This window comes from Pseudovibrio denitrificans JCM 12308 (assembly GCF_001310815.1).
Taxonomy (GTDB): Bacteria; Pseudomonadota; Alphaproteobacteria; order Rhizobiales; family Stappiaceae; genus Pseudovibrio; species Pseudovibrio denitrificans.
Map to the genome: position 1 here is coordinate 88,598 of NZ_BAZK01000016.1, position 17,027 is coordinate 105,624.

19 protein-coding genes and 1 pseudogene are annotated in these 17,027 nt (G+C 52.4%); 11 read left to right on the plus strand and 9 right to left on the minus strand.

Annotation, left to right across the window (positions count from 1 at the left end; translation table 11 throughout):
• Nucleotides 1–118: 118 nt before the first annotated feature.
• Entirely contained in the window at nucleotides 119–616 is a 498-nt protein-coding gene (gene ruvX / locus JCM12308_RS19560) for a Holliday junction resolvase RuvX (RefSeq protein WP_014286226.1), read from the minus strand.
• A 143-nt stretch (nucleotides 617–759) separates the two neighbouring features.
• On the opposite strand from ruvX, the gene ung reads away from it, so the two are divergent.
• Together ung and JCM12308_RS19570 are read left to right on the plus strand one after the other, a co-directional pair.
• Nucleotides 760–1,437 (plus strand): uracil-DNA glycosylase, encoded by a 678-nt coding sequence (gene ung, locus JCM12308_RS19565; protein ID WP_083416759.1) that lies wholly within the window; start codon nucleotides 760–762, stop codon nucleotides 1,435–1,437.
• 135 nt (nucleotides 1,438–1,572) lie between these two features.
• On the plus strand, nucleotides 1,573–2,310 hold the full coding sequence (locus JCM12308_RS19570; protein ID WP_054784809.1) for a metal-dependent hydrolase: 738 nt from the start codon (nucleotides 1,573–1,575) through the stop codon (nucleotides 2,308–2,310).
• Nucleotides 2,311–2,475: 165 nt separating this feature from the next.
• Here JCM12308_RS19570 and JCM12308_RS19575 read toward each other — a convergent pair whose 3' ends face one another.
• From JCM12308_RS19575 to JCM12308_RS19595, 4 genes are all read right to left on the minus strand, one after another.
• Nucleotides 2,476–2,949: a YHS domain-containing (seleno)protein gene (locus JCM12308_RS19575; RefSeq protein WP_008552977.1), complete on the minus strand. Its 474-nt coding sequence runs from the start codon at nucleotides 2,947–2,949 to the stop codon at nucleotides 2,476–2,478.
• Nucleotides 2,950–3,343: 394 nt separating this feature from the next.
• Nucleotides 3,344–3,817, minus strand: coding sequence for a YHS domain-containing (seleno)protein (locus tag JCM12308_RS19585; RefSeq protein WP_054784811.1), 474 nt, complete (start codon nucleotides 3,815–3,817; stop codon nucleotides 3,344–3,346).
• Between the two features lie 189 nt (nucleotides 3,818–4,006).
• On the minus strand, nucleotides 4,007–4,558 hold the full coding sequence (locus JCM12308_RS19590) for a TetR/AcrR family transcriptional regulator (RefSeq protein ID WP_054784812.1): 552 nt from the start codon (nucleotides 4,556–4,558) through the stop codon (nucleotides 4,007–4,009).
• Nucleotides 4,558–5,523, minus strand: a complete 966-nt coding sequence (locus JCM12308_RS19595) for a GlxA family transcriptional regulator (RefSeq protein ID WP_037038228.1) — start codon at nucleotides 5,521–5,523, stop codon at nucleotides 4,558–4,560. Before JCM12308_RS19595 ends, JCM12308_RS19590 begins: the two co-directional genes overlap by 1 nt.
• Nucleotides 5,524–5,604: 81 nt before the next feature.
• Between JCM12308_RS19595 and JCM12308_RS19600 the strand changes: the two genes are divergently transcribed.
• The 3 genes and pseudogenes from JCM12308_RS19600 (at nucleotide 5,605) to gatA (ending at nucleotide 8,766) form a co-directional block, all read left to right on the plus strand.
• A complete protein-coding gene (locus JCM12308_RS19600) occupies nucleotides 5,605–6,822 on the plus strand; it encodes an MFS transporter (RefSeq protein WP_054784813.1) in 1,218 nt (405 codons plus the stop codon).
• A gap of 146 nt (nucleotides 6,823–6,968) precedes the next feature.
• Nucleotides 6,969–7,256 (plus strand): Asp-tRNA(Asn)/Glu-tRNA(Gln) amidotransferase subunit GatC, encoded by a 288-nt coding sequence (gene gatC, locus JCM12308_RS19605; protein WP_008552959.1) that lies wholly within the window; start codon nucleotides 6,969–6,971, stop codon nucleotides 7,254–7,256.
• A gap of 27 nt (nucleotides 7,257–7,283) precedes the next feature.
• Nucleotides 7,284–8,766 (plus strand): annotated as a pseudogene (gene gatA, locus JCM12308_RS19610) (Asp-tRNA(Asn)/Glu-tRNA(Gln) amidotransferase subunit GatA).
• An 85-nt stretch (nucleotides 8,767–8,851) separates the two neighbouring features.
• Here gatA and JCM12308_RS19615 read toward each other — a convergent pair.
• The 3 genes from JCM12308_RS19615 to JCM12308_RS19625 all read right to left on the minus strand — a co-directional run bounded on the left by JCM12308_RS19615 (nucleotide 8,852) and on the right by JCM12308_RS19625 (nucleotide 11,231).
• Nucleotides 8,852–9,355 carry a DUF2059 domain-containing protein gene (locus JCM12308_RS19615; protein WP_054784814.1) on the minus strand — a complete coding sequence of 168 codons (504 nt, stop codon included), beginning with the start codon at nucleotides 9,353–9,355 and terminating at the stop codon, nucleotides 8,852–8,854.
• Nucleotides 9,356–9,423: 68 nt separating this feature from the next.
• Nucleotides 9,424–9,897, minus strand: a complete 474-nt coding sequence (locus tag JCM12308_RS19620) for a DUF2269 family protein (protein ID WP_054784815.1) — start codon at nucleotides 9,895–9,897, stop codon at nucleotides 9,424–9,426.
• Nucleotides 9,894–11,231: an SDR family oxidoreductase gene (locus JCM12308_RS19625; RefSeq protein ID WP_208978781.1), complete on the minus strand. Its 1,338-nt coding sequence runs from the start codon at nucleotides 11,229–11,231 to the stop codon at nucleotides 9,894–9,896. Before JCM12308_RS19625 ends, JCM12308_RS19620 begins: the two co-directional genes overlap by 4 nt.
• Before the next feature lie 159 nt (nucleotides 11,232–11,390).
• Here JCM12308_RS19625 and JCM12308_RS19630 point away from each other — a divergent pair, with 159 nt between their 5' ends.
• From JCM12308_RS19630 to JCM12308_RS19645, 5 genes are all read left to right on the plus strand, one after another.
• Nucleotides 11,391–12,068 carry a cysteine hydrolase family protein gene (locus JCM12308_RS19630; protein ID WP_054784816.1) on the plus strand — a complete coding sequence of 226 codons (678 nt, stop codon included), beginning with the start codon at nucleotides 11,391–11,393 and terminating at the stop codon, nucleotides 12,066–12,068.
• A gap of 353 nt (nucleotides 12,069–12,421) precedes the next feature.
• Complete coding sequence (locus tag JCM12308_RS19635; RefSeq protein WP_054784817.1) at nucleotides 12,422–13,636, plus strand: NAD(P)/FAD-dependent oxidoreductase; 1,215 nt, start codon at nucleotides 12,422–12,424, stop codon at nucleotides 13,634–13,636.
• Nucleotides 13,637–13,729: 93 nt separating this feature from the next.
• Nucleotides 13,730–14,428 (plus strand): multicopper oxidase domain-containing protein, encoded by a 699-nt coding sequence (locus JCM12308_RS30560; RefSeq protein WP_208978782.1) that lies wholly within the window; start codon nucleotides 13,730–13,732, stop codon nucleotides 14,426–14,428.
• 14 nt (nucleotides 14,429–14,442) lie between these two features.
• Nucleotides 14,443–15,252 (plus strand): multicopper oxidase family protein, encoded by an 810-nt coding sequence (locus JCM12308_RS30565; RefSeq protein ID WP_208978783.1) that lies wholly within the window; start codon nucleotides 14,443–14,445, stop codon nucleotides 15,250–15,252.
• A 120-nt stretch (nucleotides 15,253–15,372) separates the two neighbouring features.
• A complete protein-coding gene (locus JCM12308_RS19645; protein ID WP_041768665.1) occupies nucleotides 15,373–15,765 on the plus strand; it encodes a hypothetical protein in 393 nt (130 codons plus the stop codon).
• A 63-nt stretch (nucleotides 15,766–15,828) separates the two neighbouring features.
• On the opposite strand, the gene JCM12308_RS19650 is transcribed toward JCM12308_RS19645, so the two are convergent.
• A complete protein-coding gene (locus JCM12308_RS19650) occupies nucleotides 15,829–16,140 on the minus strand; it encodes an ArsR/SmtB family transcription factor (protein WP_208608835.1) in 312 nt (103 codons plus the stop codon).
• A 48-nt stretch (nucleotides 16,141–16,188) separates the two neighbouring features.
• Here JCM12308_RS19650 and JCM12308_RS19655 point away from each other — a divergent pair, with 48 nt between their 5' ends.
• A complete protein-coding gene (locus tag JCM12308_RS19655; protein ID WP_054784819.1) occupies nucleotides 16,189–17,013 on the plus strand; it encodes an alpha/beta fold hydrolase in 825 nt (274 codons plus the stop codon).
• Nucleotides 17,014–17,027: the final 14 nt, after the last annotated feature.

A 17,027-nucleotide genomic window follows, 5' to 3' on the forward strand; every position in this document is an offset into this window, starting at 1 on the left:
AGTGGATGGAGAAAGAGCGCGTTGACGCGCGTATCCGTCTATTCACGTAGCCTGAAAAAAACAGAGTGGTAAAGCGCAGGGCGCCTTAAATTTTCTCAAGTGTTGTTGGTGCAGGTGTCTACTCTTCGTCGAAGAGCGAGGTGCCGCCATAGTTTACGCGGTCGAGGAAGCCCTGCAGGATGTATGTAGCGGCCATCTTGTCGACGAGTTCGGCGCGGCGGGCGCGGGAGCGGTCGGCTTCGATGAGCGTTCGGGTCACGGCTGCCGTTGAGAGGCGCTCATCCCAGTATGTGATTGGGATTTCTGTCTTCTGAGCGAGGTTGCGTACGAAGGCGCGGGTTGCCTGACAGCGTGGGCCTTCGGTGCCATCCATGTTGAGAGGGAGGCCGATAACAAGGCCGTAGACACCGTGCTCATGACAAAGATCGAGCAGACGCTCCACGTCTTGCGTGAACTTCTTGCGCTTGATGGTTTCCAGCGGTGATGCGATCTGTCGACCGGAATCGGTGAGAGCAAGACCAATGGTTTTGGTGCCAAGGTCGATACCGATCAGGCGATCATCGTCGTAAAGCGCGTCGCAGAAATCTTCGAGAGAAAGTGAAGGATCATTTGCCATGGCGGCGAGTTAGCACGGCTTGCGAGCAACGCCAAGCGGGTAATCCATATTTTTCTCGGGGACATGCTGTTTCCAGAAGAACTGATGGGCAGCTGTTCTGGTAAAGGTATGGACACAAGAACATTGAGCAGGTGGAGACAGGCGTGACACAGGTGCAGTTTGAAGCGGGATGGCAGGGTATTTTGGCTCCTGAGATGGCGAAGCCATACTTTCAGAAGCTTCAGGCCTTTCTGGATGCGGAAGCTGCCGCAGGCAAGACTGTCTATCCGCCTGCTGCTGAGTGTTATGCAGCTTTTGAGGCGGCTGCGCTGCGTGATGTTCGCGTCGTTATTCTTGGGCAAGATCCTTATCACGGAGAAGGGCAGGCGCATGGGCTTTCCTTTTCGGTTCGCAAAGGCGTCAAGCTGCCTCCGTCTCTTCGCAACATCTACAAGGAGCTGGAGAGTGATCTCGGGTTTGCTCCGGCCTCTCATGGCTGTCTGACCCATTGGGCAGAGCAAGGTGTGTTGTTGTTGAACACGTCTTTGAGTGTGGAGGAGGCGAAGGCTGGATCTCATGCCAAGAAGGGATGGGCACCATTCACAGATGCTGCGATCAAGGGCCTTTCAGAAATACGGGAGCATCTGGTGTTTATCCTGTGGGGGGCACATGCGCAGAAGAAACTGGAGCTGATTGACGAGAGCAGGCATCTGGTTTTGATGAGTGCGCATCCATCTCCACTTTCTGCACGGCGCGGCTTCTTTGGGTCAGCTCCTTTCTCTAAAACCAATGCATATTTGCGAGAGCATGGTCTTAAAGAGATCGACTGGCAGATCTCTTAGAGGCATTGGTCGGTGTTTTGCCTTTGATCAGTTACATTTAAGGGTTGTGTAACCAAATCCCTACTAGTCTAGATAATATTTTAGTCATCATGGAGGGCGCCGGTTTTTGGCGTACCGCATAGGGGGATTGGTAGTATGGATTTACAGTTTCTGGGCCATTCTGCTTTCAAGGTTCACATTCCCGGGGCAACATTGCTGATTGACCCGTTCTTGTCTGGCAATCCGAGCTTTCCTGAAGGGATGAGTGTTGAGCAGGCAAGTGAAGGTGTAGACCACGTTCTTCTGACCCACGGCCATGATGACCATGTGGGCGATACCATCGATATTCTGAAAGCCACCGGTGCGACGCTGACTGCAAACTGGGAAATTTGCATGTGGGCGCAGGATAAGGGGATTGAGAAGATCAACCCCATGAACCACGGCGGTTGCGTGAACATGGGACCGTTCGGCGTTGCGCTGACCAATGCAGTGCACAGTTCGGCTTGTTCTTTTGATACTGAAGGCAGCGTTGCGGATGTGTATCTGGGGAACCCTGCAGGTGTGGTGGTGATGGCTGAGGATGAGCCAACACTGTTACATATGGGGGATACGGATATCTTCTCCGATATGGAGCTGATCAACGAGATTTACCGGCCTCAGATCGGTATCGTGCCGATTGGTGATCGCTTCACCATGGGAGGGCGGACAGCTTCTATGGCCTGTCAGCGTTACTTTGAGTTCCAGACTATTATTCCTTGCCACTATGGCACCTTCCCAATCCTCGATCAGAGTGCGGATCAGTTTACTGAATGTATGGGAGATGATGCGTTTCGTGTGGCTGAGCTGAAGCCGGGTGAAACAGTGACGGTGAACAACAATGTGACTGCATCCTGACCGGACACGCACTGCTTAAACAAGAAAAGGCCTCAGCGTGAACTGAGGCCTTTTGAGTTTGAAAGGGACACATTCCGCGTTTTTTTACTTTCACCGCGGGGTCACGCTTTGTTGGGGGCACGCGTGACTGGAATGGGCTTTCAAGGGAGCTTGGGTTGGGTTCGCTTAAAGGTCAGCTTCTGGCGTGTGAATGATCGTTGGCCAGTTTTCATTTGCCCGGGCGATGGAAGCGTTCGGGTCTTTGAGGAAGTGACGCTGGGCACCTGCATGGGCATTCAGGTAAAGTTTGCCGTCAACGATCTTCCACTGCTCTGGCTGGATCGGAATTTTCACTCCGAAGCTCACACCAGTTGCACACCAGCCACCGTACTGAGGCGCGTACTTAGCCGGATCCTTTTTAAACTTGTCGAGGTTTTCTGCAGATGAGAACAGCCAGGTCACATCCTGGTACTGCGTGGAGTACTCTTTTTTGCCTGCAACTGGCTTGCCTTCAGTGAAGTAAGCAACAGGATCTGTTCCTTTGATTGCATAACCTTCTTCCACGAAGTTGGTAATTTCATCGGCCATTGCCGTCATCGGAACAGTTACAATTGCTGACAGGGCAAGTCCAACTGCAAGAACTGAAGATTTGATCGGCATGGGCAACTCCTTCGGGCTGATATGTAAAGCCAAGTCTGGCCTGTTTGGTTTACCAGGTGCTTATGGGGAGGCACCTGTTTTTATCTATGTCTTGAATTCAATATGCGGGAATGGCGGGAGGAAGGCCAATAACGCTTCATCACCGTTTTGCGAACTGGTTGTGAGACCGTGGATTACTCGCTGTAAGGCATGTGCGGAGCGAGGTAACTTGCTGGAGGTGCTGAGTAAATTTGTAGGGCGAGGTTTTTCGGGGAACTGCTCCCCAAACGAAAGAAAGCCACAGAAGATCTGCGGCTTTCTCTAGGGCTCAACGCATATGCTGCCATGAGAATTGGGGAGATATCGGAATAGGCGCTAGGCATCGCCTACCTGCAGCATATGCGCTGATGGAAACTTAGAGTTTGTCTGCAGGAACGTCGCGGATATCAACCCAGTTCGCATCTGCATTGGTGATGGTTTCGATTGTGCGGGACTGCATGCGCTTCACTGCACCATCATGGGCGTTGAGGTAGAGCTTGCCGTCAACGATGTCCCAGAGCTCTGGCTTGGTTTCAAGCTTGCTGCCGAAGGATGCACCAACTGCACACCAGCCGCCGTACTGAGGAGCGAACTTAACTGGGTCAGCAACGAACTTGTCGCGGTTTTCAGCGCTGGAGAATTTCCAAGTTACGCCGTCGTACTGCGCGGTGAATTCTGCTTTACCCTGAACAGGCTTGTTTTCAGTGAAATATGCAACTGGATCGGTGCCGCCAATTGCGTAGCCACCAGAGGTGTAAGTGGAGATTTCATCAGCGAATGCGCCGAATGTGGTTGCGGACAGGGCTGCACCTGCAATGGCTGCTGCAACAGCGATGGATTTGATTTTCATTATATTACCCTCAATGAAACAATGAATTGCGCCGCACAAACAAAGCAAGGTCAGGAAGAATGCTGTGTTTGCTCGACAACCTCGGCCCGCGGAAATTGCCCGTTCTTGCGAGGTGCAATCTTATTGCCTCAGGAGGGTGTACAAGTGCCAATCAAGTGTCTTCACCAAGAGGAGAGCGGCTTTTACTTTTTATGATCGGCTTGTAACGCTCTGAATTAACTCTGTAATTTCACGTAGTGTTGGTTTTCTTCCACGGACGAGGCTGGTGAAAAACACAAAACCGAGAAGTTGGTCGATGCCTGTCTCCATGGTTGCAGTGGTGTTCCAGTAGACAAATATCTGTCTGAAGTGGGTGCGCTGCTCGCCTTCAATCAGGGTAAGTTCCTCCGATAACGAAGGTTCTGCCAGCAAGGTGAGCCATGCAGTGCCCAAAGGCGTATCGTGGAGGGCTGTCAGTATGCCAGTGACTGCTTCCAGCAGATCGTTCTGAAACGAAGTCATGCCCGGATAGACTGGTGGCACTTGCCGGAACCCGTAGCGCAAGGCTTCAAGCGCCAATGCGGCTTTGTTGGGCCAGCGACGGTAGAGGGCCTGTTTGGATGTGCCGGTTTGCTCTGCAATCTGTTGGGTAGAGGTGCCGTGATAGCCGTTTTCTGCCAGTGCGTTAAGAGTTGTGCTGAGGATCTGGCGTGTGAGTTCTGTGTTTTGCGGTCGGCCTCGCTTGGTGCTTTGCTCTGACATCAGGAGAACCTCTCCACGTATTCGGAGGGCGTAATGCCGAAGTTGCGTTGGAAGGCACGGCGCAGGTTCTGTATGTGGCCAAAACCGGAAAGGTGAGCTGCCTGCTTGATGGAACTGCGTTTGAGTAAGGCGGTTCTGGCAAGGTCCAGTCGCAAGCGTTCCACGAACTGGGCAGGTGTGGCACCGATATCTTCTTTCAGACGGCGATGCAGGGTGCGGGTTGAGACGCCGGCAGACTGTGCCATTTTCTCGATGGTCCAATCTGCTTCAGGTTCGGACAGAATGATTTCTGAGAGCTTGGCGATGTTGGACTGTCCGGCAGCTTGCAGGGAGAGGGCGGAAGAGAACTGGGCCTGCCCGCCATTGCGGCGCAGATAGACCACCAGTTCCTGTGCTGTTTTCAGTGAGATAGCTGAGCCGAGGTCTTTTTCTATAAGATGCAGAGTCAAGTCGATGCCCGCTGTGACACCTGCTGAGGTATAGATGTTGCCGGAGTTGACGAAGAGCTGATTGAGCTGCCAGTCCACATCAGGAAACTCAGATTGTGCCGTGGATGCGCGGCTCCAATGGGTGCTGGCTTGCTTGCCTTCCAGAATGCCGGAGTCTGCCAGTATGAGTGCGCCCGAACAGATAGAGATGATGCGCTCTCCATTTGTTCTTGCTGCAGCTTCTTTAAGCAGTGGGCGGAGGGTGCCGCTGCCCAGCTCTTTATCAATGCGGCCACCGGGGATGAGGAGGTCTGCGTCTGGGTTCCAATCGGCAAACGTTCCATCAACTGCAATCTTGATCCCAGGCTGTGTTTCTATAGGCTGTCCGTCAGCGGAAAGAATCCTGAGTTTATAATTGGGTCGATAACTGTCCGCCGTCCAGAACGCCTGCATAGGGCCCGCCAGATCCAGAAGGTTGATACCGTGATACACGAGTGCATCAATATGACGATGTTGCTCAAGTTGCGTGTTTGGCATGATTTGAAGCTTGAATGTCCTAACTGCCAATTGTTGTAGGCGGTATTTTCAAGGCCGTCAAAGTTTCTTCGAGGAATTACTATGGGACTTTCAGAGGTGGCGGAGCAGGGGGCAACGTATAGAGCCCGCAACTTTCCGCTCATTTTGATTGCAACGGCAATCCTTTCCATGCAGATGCCAATTCTGATTGCGATCAGCGCGCTTGCCGGGTCTTATCTTGCGCCGCATCCCACCATGGCGACTGTGCCGCTGGCACTGCAGATGTTTGGCAACTTCTTGTTTGCTACACCAATCTCGCTGTTTATGGGGCGCTATGGTCGGCAAAAAGGCATCTTGCTGGGCGTAGGCTTAAGCATTGTTGGCTCACTGCTGTGTGTTTATGCGCTCTATGCCAATCAGTTCGTTGTTCTGCTGGCTGGGCATGTTCTGCTGGGTATCGCGACTGCGGCCTATACCTTCATGCGTTTTGCTGCTTCTGACAGTGCGAGCGAAAAATGGAAGCCCATGGCGATTTCTCTGAGTATGTCCATGGGGTTGCTTTCTGCTTTGCTGGGGCCAAGCCTTGTTGGTGTTGTGAAGGATGTTGGCGGCGTTATTCCGTTTGTTGGCAGCTATCTGGCTTTGGCGGGTGTTGCTGTGGTTGGCGCTCTGCCTGTTTTGGGTTTACGTTTGCCGCCGGTCTTGAAGAACTCCGGGCAAAACAAAGGGTTTGTGGAGTCCCTGAAAGTGTTGCGGAGGCCTGCGGTTTGGAGTGCTACGGCCTGCGCCGGGCTATCCTTTGGCTTTATGACCATGCAGATGTCTCCTACACCGCTTGCCATGGAGTACTGTGGATTCTCCGTTGGGCAATCCAGTGATGTGATCCGATGGCATCTGGTGGCCATGTTCGGGCCGAGCTTTGTGACTGGCTATATCATCCGCCGGATCGGAACGACCTCCGTGATGGTGTTGGGCCTTTTGATGTTGGCGGCTGCTGGTGTGATTGGGGCGCTGAGTGTCGAACTGTGGGCGTTCTATGTGGCCTTGATCCTGCTCGGTATTGGCTGGAACTTCGGGTTTATTGGGGCAACGTCCCGCTTGGTTGAAGTTGTGGCTCCGGAAGATGCGCCTCTTGCGCAAGGCGCTAATGACTCTGTGGTGGCATTGGTCTCTGCGATCTCTGCGCTTTCAACAGGTATCTTGTACAGCACTGTTGGTTGGGCAGGCCTTTCACTCTCAGCCCTTCCGCTGTTATTGGCACTGGCCTTGTGGCTGGTGGTGGCTGGTGTTCGTGGTAGGCAACTGGAGTATGCTTCCTGATAATCGGTACTGTATAGTTCCGTAATATTGAGAATATGAGGGATGAACAGCAGGGCAGTGATTGTTCTGCTGTTTTTTTGTGTTTATAGCTCTTTGCCAGAGTTCGAGGAGGGCAGTCTTTTGCCCCCGTAATTTCGGAGTGAAACATGTCGGTTGATCTGAACACCGTAAAACGTGTTGCCGGGCTGGCTCGCATCAAGGTTGATGACGAGCAGGCAGAGAAAATGACTGGTGAGCTAAATGCGATCCTTGGTTTCGTAGAGCAGCTGGACGAAGTGAACATTGAGGGCGTTGAACCAATGACCTCAGTTGTTGAACAGTCCATGAAAAAACGCGCAGATGGCCAGACCGATGGCGGTTATGCGGACAAGGTTGTTTCCAACGCTCCGGTACATGAAGACAATTTCTTCACCGTGCCTAAAGTTGTTGAATAAGCGCCCGATTTCACAAGGATAATGACTGTGACTGATCTTACCAAACTGACCATCGCAGAGGCGCGCGACAAGCTTGCTGCCCGCGATTTTACCGCAACTGAACTGACTGAGAGCTATCTCGGTGCTATCGAGTCCGGCAATGAAGCGCTGAATGCGTATGTTGCTGTGACCGGTGATATTGCCCGTGAACAGGCCAAAGCGTCTGACGCAAAAATCGCTGCTGGCGAAGCGCGTCCGCTGGAAGGTATTCCTCTCGGCATTAAAGACCTTTACGCGACCAAAGGTGTTCACACTCAGGCGTGTTCTCATATCCTCGACGGCTTCAAGCCTGAGTATGAGTCCACCGTGACGCAGAACCTGTTTGACGATGGTGCTGTGATGCTGGGTAAGCTGAACATGGATGAGTTCGCGATGGGCTCTTCCAACGAGACTTCCTTTTACGGCAATGTTGTGAACCCTTGGCGCCGCAATGGCACTGAGACTGCCTCTGGTTCCTGGCGGTTCTTCTGGTGGTTCTGCTTCTGCGGTTGCTGCACACCTTTGTGCAGCGGCAACAGCTTCTGACACCGGTGGTTCCATTCGTCAGCCTGCAGCGCTGACCGGTACTGTTGGCATCAAGCCAACCTATGGTCGTTGCTCTCGCTGGGGCATGGTCGCGTTTGCATCTTCTCTTGATCAGGCTGGTCCGATTGGCCGTACTGTGCGTGACAACGCGATCCTGCTGAAGTCCATGGCTTCTGTTGATGCAAAAGACACCACCTCTGTTGATGCGCCTGTGCCGAACTACGAAGAGTTCGTTGGTAAATCCATCAAGGGCATGAAGATTGGTATCCCTAAAGAGTACCACATGGATGGTATTCCAGCGGAGATTGAGGCGCTCTGGCAGCAGGGTATTGCATGGCTGAAGGAAGCTGGTGCTGAAATCGTCGAGATTTCTCTGCCGCACACCAAGTACGCTCTGCCTGCTTACTACATCGTTGCTCCAGCGGAAGCGTCTTCCAACCTGGCGCGTTACGATGGTGTTCGCTACGGTCTGCGTGTACCGGGCAACGACATTGTAGAGATGTATGAGAACACTCGTGCAGCTGGCTTCGGTGATGAAGTGAAGCGCCGCGTGATGATCGGCACCTACGTTCTGTCCGCAGGTTACTACGATGCGTACTACCTGAAAGCGCAGAAGGTTCGTACCCTGATCAAGCAGGACTTTGACAATGCATGGGCGGACGGTGTGGATGCTATCCTGACACCGACCACTCCAGATGCAGCGTTTGCGCCGGGCGAGATCACTGATCCAGTGACCATGTACATGAATGACGTGTTCACCGTGACTGCGAACATGGCTGGCGTTCCAGGCATGTCCATCCCAGCTGGCCTCAACAAAGATGGCCTGCCACTGGGCCTGCAGCTGATTGGTAAACCATTCGACGAAGGCACCCTGTTCCAGGTTGGTGAAGTCATCGAACAGGCCGCCGGCCGCTTCGAGCCTTCCGCCAACTGGTGGAGCAAATAAGCCTCAGCGACTTGCGGTTATGAAATGAGAAAGGCCTCGGAGAGATCCGGGGCCTTTTTTGTTGGAGGTGATCCGCTTAGCTGCTTTATTTGGGTGAAGCGTGTGCCTTCATATAGGCCGCCATCGCTGGCTGTGCTCTTTTGCCTGCTCTCATTCCACTTTTCACGCTAATCGTGACCAACTTTTGAATGAGCATTTCTTGTTTTTTCTGAAAGCGTCGGCCTTCTGGTGTTCTTAATAGCTCGAGAGCTTTTTGGAGCTCTTCAATCGTATAAGTCTCAAGTGAGAGAGTGCGAATTTCTCTCATTAGTTCAGGGAGTTCTTTTTTAAACTCACTGATGAAAATCTCTTCGATTGCCTGAAGGTGCTCATCAGCCAACTTTACATTTCTGGCCTTAAATGATGCTTCAATCTGGGTTCTGAAGCCTTCTCCTGACCGAGCTAGTATTGCCTCTTCAGTTGAATCTGTGAGTTGGAACAGTTCCTCCAGCAAGGCTTCCTTTGTGGGCTCTTCTGCATTGGCCAAATTCAGAGAAAAAATGATAAAAAATATTCCGAAAAGTAAGCGCATTAGATTTCCTACAGTCATGTTTGTTCAGTTGCTGGTTGTGTAGTTTAGTTAAGTACTTCTGGACAAGGGAAAATCGAGTTGTTTGCTCAAAGCGATAGCGTTGGCCTCACAATCATCAGCCAGACGATCCCTAAGATTGCAATGAAAGCGGGGAAGCCGCAGGCGAACCAGATGCGGTAGAGGGTGTGATAGCGGGGTGGTAAGGGCGTATTGGTCTCGACAGCCTTCGCAGCGAGGTTTCTGAGTTGGATTTGTATCCAGACCACTGGCAGCCAGAATGCGCCAATAAGCACGTAAAGTGCCAGTGAGAGCAGGATCCAGCCTTCGGTTAATGGCCAGCCAACGTCTTTTGCCAGTAGATATCCGGTGATGGGTTGAACGATCACAGCTGTTGCGGTGAAGAGCGTGTCGGCAATAACGACCGTTCTTGCCGTATGAGCGATTGCGGCGGCGTCTAGTGTTCTAGCGGCGATTACCATGAAGAACGCAATGCCTGCACCTGTTCCAATAAGGACACATGCGCCGATGACATGCAGGAATTTGAGGAACTCGTAGGTCATCTTTCCTCCAGCAGCAGAATGGGAAAGAGGGCAAGGATCATGGCGGGGATTGTTTTCACATAAGGGCCAAGCGGATCAGTCCAGAGGTCTGTTGCCCATATTGTTCCAGCCCCCAGATAACTAAGCGTTACAGCGATCATACCCAGGCAAGCGAGGCGTGTGTGCTTGCGGAAGAGGGCCAAGGTTCCGAGGGTGATATCAGCCAGACTGCCGCCTAAGACAAAGAGTAGGCTGAGCGCTGGTGGGAAGTCTCTTTCCAGCAGGACACTTTGTGCTTCATTGAGTTGGATGGCTCCGATGATGCCGGAGGCAAGCCAGAATAGAGAGAGGCAGGCGATGGTGAGTGGGAGCAGGAGATAGAGCCTTGCGAACCAGCGCTCCTGAGTGGAGCCGGGTAAATTGGCAAGTGTTTCCTGAAGTGATTTGCAGGTGAAGCCGCCAGCTTTTTTCCAGATTGAGGTGTCGGCGAGAATGCCCTCCCGCAGTGTTTCAATGGAGGTGCTGCGTAGTGGGGAGCGCCAGCCAAGGTGGCCGAGCATGTCTGCCAGTTTGCTTGTGACTGTCAAAAGCCAGTTTGGCGTACTTATGGCGTAGTGCCATTCCGGGAAGCCTTGCCAGCTTCTTATTGCTTTTGTGAGTTGCCAGAAGCTTTGTGGTGTTTCTTCTGCGAGGTCCGCCGTTGTGCCTTCGGGTATGTTGCCAAGGGCGCATTGGGTGACAGCTTTGGCCAAGTCATCCAATGAGATGCATTGGATCTGACTATCGGGAAACACTTTAAAGCCAATCAGCGGCATTGCACTTGCAGCTCGCAGGAGGGCTGTGCCGCCGTAGGCTTGTGGGCCGATGACGAGGGCAGGGCGCAGAACAAATGCGTGGGGGAGATGCTTCTGGATCAGAGAATCTCCTTTTGCTTTGGTGCGGAAGAAGTGGGTGGAGGCCTCGAGGCTCACACCTGCCGCGGAAATTTGGATGAAGCGTTTATCCGTGTCTTTTAACGTCTCACAGATCCGTTCAGTCGCCTGTACATGGATTGCCTCTAGATCGTCCTTCGCAGAATCCTGAAGAGCACCGGAGGCGTTGATGATGATGTCTGCGCTCTGGAAAATCTCTTGCCACTCTTCGGTGGTGGCTTGGGCGATGTCGAGGATGTGCCAAGGTATGTCCGGGAAGGTTTGGTGTGCTGCAGATTGTGAACGGCCAACTCCGGTGACGTGAAATCCTGCTGCTTGAAGGTGTTTGACGCAGCTGCGCCGATGAAGCCGTAGGCGCCGAGGACGACTGCTGATTTTTGGGTGGTCATGAAAGAACTTTAAATAAACGAAAAAGAGACTCACACATTACACGGGCAACCTAGCACGAGCATTTGCAGTGCGCTTACATCTAATTTGTCAACTGAGTTGACAGAATCGATGTCGGATGGTTTGGTGGGGGTATGGAAGAGCGAGCGTTTGAGCGATGTCTCGGACTGGCTCAAACGTAACTTGGAGGCGTGAATGAGTGTTTGGAGTGCGGTTGGGCTTGTGGTTCTGGTGCTTGTGGTGGGGCTTGGCTACACCGCGCAGCGTTTGATGCGTTTGCAGGGGCCTATACAGGGTGAAGTGATTGATAAGACGCGGCGGGATCAGGTGGCCTTGTTAGTGCTGGATATGCAGGAAGACTTCACCCAGAACACCAAGGCACGGCAGTGGCCAGCCTCATTCGTTGAAGAGCGGATTGAGCGGATCAACAGGTTGGCGGCAGAGGCGCAGGCACGGGGTGAGGCTGTGATCACCACGCGTCTTATTTATAAAGGGAGCTACACCAACTTCCTGATCGGTTGGCTTGGTGAAGGGCTGGGCACCAAAGGCTCTGATGGATTGGCGTTGGACAAGCGACTTAGTTTTCAGCCGGATGCGGATATAGTGAAGAGTGTGGGGGATGCGTTTGCCAGTGAGGAGCTGGTGGCGTTTCTGAGGCAGCACAATGTGGGCCGCCTGAAGATTGCCGGGCTTGATGGGTGTTACTGTGTGAAGAGCACGGCACTTGGGGCGTTGGGTCGAGGCTATGAGGTGGAGCTGGTGGAAGATGCTGTGCTTTCTATTGATCCGAAGGCTTGGGAAGGGTGTCGGACAGAGTTGGTTGAGAAGGGTGTACAGCTGGTGAAGCATGCGGAGCTTGCCAAGGTCCACTGATACAGTTTTCAGAGATATGCTATAGGTCTCTGATTTATCTTCAGTGTGCCTGTTGCATATTATTAACATGCGCACTACATGTGCTCTGGAAAAGTCTGCGTCCTGCGCAGGCTTTTTTGTTTGCCTGTCCAAGCGGTAAGTCCGGTTGTGGATGAATGCGGATGGGCAGAATGCTGGTATATTATGCTGCCTACTAGATATTGGGTGTTTTGCCGTTTCAAGACATAGTGCCTCAAAATATACACATTTGCCTTGGGGATTAATGCGGGAAAGGCTGTGGGTATATTGTTTAGATTGCTGCGTAATGTGCTATGGGTCTGTCTCCCAACAATAAAAGAGCAAACAGGAATAGCATGGCAGACGTTGAGTGCATCGTAATCGGTGCAGGAGTTGTAGGCTTGAGCGCGGCATATGAACTGGCGCGCAGGGGACGGGAAGTTATTGTGCTGGAACAGCATGAGATTATCGGCTCCGAAATCAGTGCCCGTAACTCCGAAGTTGTCCATGCCGGGATTTACTACCCAAAAGATTCATTGAAATCAAAAGCTTGTGTGCAAGGTAAGGAGATGCTCTATTCCTTCTGTGAGGAATATGGAGTGCCTTACAAGCGCGTTGGCAAGCTGATTGTGGCGACTGATGAAAGTCAGGTTTCCATGTTGGATGGCATTCGCGCACGTGCTGCTGCCAATGGTGTTGAAGATCTTTTGATGCTCAATGAAGCGCAGGCGCGGGGATTTGAGCCGCATCTTGCGTGTAAGGGCGCCCTGTTTTCTCCTTCCACAGGCATTGTGGATAGTCATGCGTACATGATGGCCCTTCAGGGTGGATTAGAGGCGCATGGCGGGCTTGTTGTTGTTGGGACAGAAGTCACTCAGATTGAAACCGGTATGCGCCCGAGTGAGCTCATGGGTGCTGACATTCTGGTGGAAGAAGATCTGGAAGCGGCTGATGAGCATCTGGATGAGGACGACCACGAAGAGTTTGCTGCCAAGAACTTCAAAGGCGACGGCTTTACCGTTGTCATGAAGGATGGTTATGCGATCACCTGCCACGAATTGGTTATTGCTGCGGGTCTACATTCCAACAAGATGCTCTCCAAGCTGGCGGGGCACATGCGCCGTGAAGTGCCGAAGCTCTACTACGCCAAAGGCAATTACTTCAGTCTTCCGGGTGATGCACCGTTCTCTCATCTTATCTACCCAGTGCCAGAGCCGGGTGGACTTGGTGTCCACCTGACGCTTGATATGGGTAATCAGGCGCGGTTTGGGCCTGATGTGGAGTGGATCGACGAGATCGATTATGAGGTGAACGAAGCGCGCAGTGAGCGGTTCTACTCTGAAATCCGCAAGTACTATCCGGATCTGGCAGATGGCAGTTTGCAGGCGGACTATTCCGGCATTCGCCCTAAGCTGGTGCCAGCAGGTGCGGAAGCGGCTGATTTTGCTATCTGGGGTGAAGAGACCCACGGTATTCCGGGTCTGTTGGCTTACATGGGCATTGAAAGCCCGGGCCTGACCAGTTCTCTGGCTCTGGGTTCCATGGGCGCTGATCGTCTGATCGGCGCGTAGTCCATTCCTTATAATCCTCTCGAAAATGCTAGGGAAATGTAGGCGTTCCCTGCCTTAAGCTGCTCTTTTGATGTGTGGAAGAGCAGGTGCCCCATGAAGCTGAGCCGTCGAGACTTTGTGAAAACCAGCGCGAGCGGCGGGCTTGCGGCCGGTGCGGCGACATTCATTGCGGGAAATGCCGGGGCGCAACAATCGCAGCCCGTTCTCCCTCCAGCTTCCGTTCCTCCTGAAACCGGCTGCGCCAAGTCTTTGCTTGGGGCAGGTGTTGCCAAACCAGATTACACGCTGGTCGTGGATGAAAAGCCCTATTCGCAATATGGGGTTGATCTGCAGGGCATGCTGGTTGGGGGCATATGGCCGGGAACACCCATCCGCTATACAGAAGGGGATATGTTCCGGGTGCTCATCAACAACCGGATGACCCAGCCAACTTGCATTCATTGGCATGGTATTTTGCTACCATCTCTACAGGATGGTGTGCCTGAGATTGCCCAGTTGCCGATTGAGGCCGGAACCTCGCAGTACTATGAATTCCCGTTGGTTCAGCAGGGCAGCTACTACTATCACTCTCACCTTGGTGTGCAGGAGCAGTATGGGCTTCTCGGTCCGCTTATCATTGATCCCAAGGACAATCCATATTCCTATGATTATGATGAAGCTTTGATGTTCAGCGATATCCCCCGGCAGAGGGGAAGGAGATCATTGAAGAGCTCCGAAGCGGACGACATCGGCCTGAGATCAAGGATGCGTATGAGCCACCAAACACCAAAGACTTTGATATTGATGTTGTAAATGTTGGCTATACCTTGAATGGGCAGCCGAACTCCAAGCCGTGGACGCTGACTGTCAAAAAAGGCTCACGGTTGCGGCTGCGATTGATCAACTCCTCCGGCAGCACGTTTTTCCGCATTTCCATTGATGGCTTGAAGTTTTCTGTCATCGAGGTGGATGGCAACCGGGTAAAGCCCATTGAAGGGCAGAATGTGATTGTACCGACCTCTGCGCGCTATGATGTGCTGGTTGATGTGCCAGACAGTGGCAGCTACACGATCCATGCCGCAGCCTTAGGTGATGATAAGCAGTGTCTTGGCGTCATTCACACTGATGATGCGCAGGTAACTGTGAATGATAAACGACCCACATTTGATGGGGTGACGGTTGATTTCCGGAGTTTGCAAGCGCTCAATCCATCCGGTTTCGGGCGCAAGGTGGACCGGGTTTATGATGTGCTTCTTTCCGGCAAGATGAAGAAGTACGAGTGGATGATGAACAACCATTACTGGCCAGAGCCTTTTGCTGGTCCTCATCCAGAAAAGACATATCTGGACATTCAGCAGGGAGAGGTGGTTCAGCTGCGCATGATCAACCGCTCGCCGATGTCTCACCCTATGCATTTACACGGCCATACCTTCCGTGTGCTTGGCAGTGCAGATGATGACTTTGCTCCGATTATGGATACCGTCTGGGTGCCGAAGGGGGAGACGGTGACTATTGAATTTCTGGCCAACAATCCCGGCATGTGGGCGTATCACTGCCACAACATCTGGCACCTCGCCGTCGGCATGATGCAGCCGGTGCGCTACGTGGTGGATGAGCGTGAGTTGCTGAGGCAATAGCCTGTGGTTTTTAATGGGCTAGAGCTTTGGATGTGTTCACGCTGTTACTGATTTCAGCTGCGCATCACCAAGTTTGCTGCGTCTTCCTTTTGCCCGAAGTTTTGGGGAAAGGAAGAAATAATGAAAATCGGAAAGTTTATGAGTGTCTGTTTGCTGACACTGGGAGTTGCTCTGCCGAGTGCGCAGGCTGATATTTATTGGGCCGCTGAACCTGATAAGCTTGTTGGCAATGCTACCTTGAACTCGCGATCAAGTTTTACCGGTCCAACCGTTCGGCAAGTGTTGAGCGAGTCCTACAATACCAACATTCAACGTGCTTATCGCAATGCGGAAGGAACTGACGGTTTGTACCTGCGCCTGCGTGATGAGAACGGCGTGTGGCATCCCGGCGGAACCCCATCTGCAACTCATATTACCGTCGAGCTGTGGGATCGGGGATGGTATCAAACTACCTGTCATGTTTATCCATTTCGCGAAAAGAAGGATCGCAGGTTCTTTTTCACGACTTGCTGATGGCCAAGCTCATCTGTGGAAGTGAGTGCCAGCCTCGTAGTGCGTAACTGCGGGGCTGGTTGGTTAGATCGGTGCAATTTCATCTCCCAACCATTGCAGGAAGTCTTTGATCGCTGCTTCATCACGTTTGCAGTAGGACCATTTCAAGTGCTTCTGGGCTGTGATGAAACCAGCCTGCTTGAGGATATCCAGATGCCTGCTGGCGGTGGGTTGGGCAACACCTAAAGCTTCGGCAATCAATGTCATGCACACGCCAAACTCAACCGGATCAGCGGATTGCTGATGGCTGAAGTGTTTTTGAGGCTCTGTGAGGAGGCGCAGAACTTTCAGTCTCGGCTCGCTGGAGATGGCCTTTATTTGTATTGCTCTTTCCATTTGAATATTCATATAGTCATTTAGCTAAATGTCAATGTGAGTCGTGTTATGCTTGAACTTCCATATACCTCCAACATTCATGGGAATGCTGTGCGCTGGGGCAAAATGGGTGACGGGCCGCCGTTGGTGGCTGTTCACGGAACACCATTTTCATCTCAGGTCTGGCGCAGGATTGTGCCCCATATCATGGACCGCAGAACGGTCTATTATTTTGATCTGGTCGGTTACGGTCTTTCTGAAATGCGTGAAGGGCAGGATGTTTCGCTTGGTGTGCAGAATAAGGTATTGGCAGCTCTGTTTGACGAGTGGGAGCTGACACGCCCTGATGTGTTGGCGCATGATTTTGGCGGAGCAACGGTTTTGCGGGCCTATTATCTGGATGGCTTGCGTTATGGTTCTTTGACAATTTTCGATGCTGTTGCTCTGGCTCCCTGGGGTTCGCCATTGGTTCAGCATGTTCGCAAGCACACAACTGCCTTCGCCGAGATGCCGGAGTATATGCATAAGGCGATGTTGCGTGCTTATCTGCAAACTGCTGCTCATATTGAGCTTTCTGAAGAGGCGTTGGAGATTTATAGCGCGCCGTGGATTGGTCCGGTTGGGCAGCCTGCCTTTTACCGGCAGATTGCACAGATGAATCAGATCTATACGGATGAGGTTGAGCCGCTTTACGGGCCGTTGGATTGTCCGGTTTCAGTTCTCTGGGGGGCGTGTGATGAGTGGATTCCTCCTGAAAAAGGAGAGGCGCTTGCGCAGTCCTTATCTGGTCAAGCGTGTCAGTTGATCTCTGAGGCAGGGCATCTGGTTCAGGAAGATCGGCCTGAAGCTATTGTTGCTGCGGTTTTGAAGCAGATTTCTGATCATGGCAGATAGCGAGTAGCGAAGGT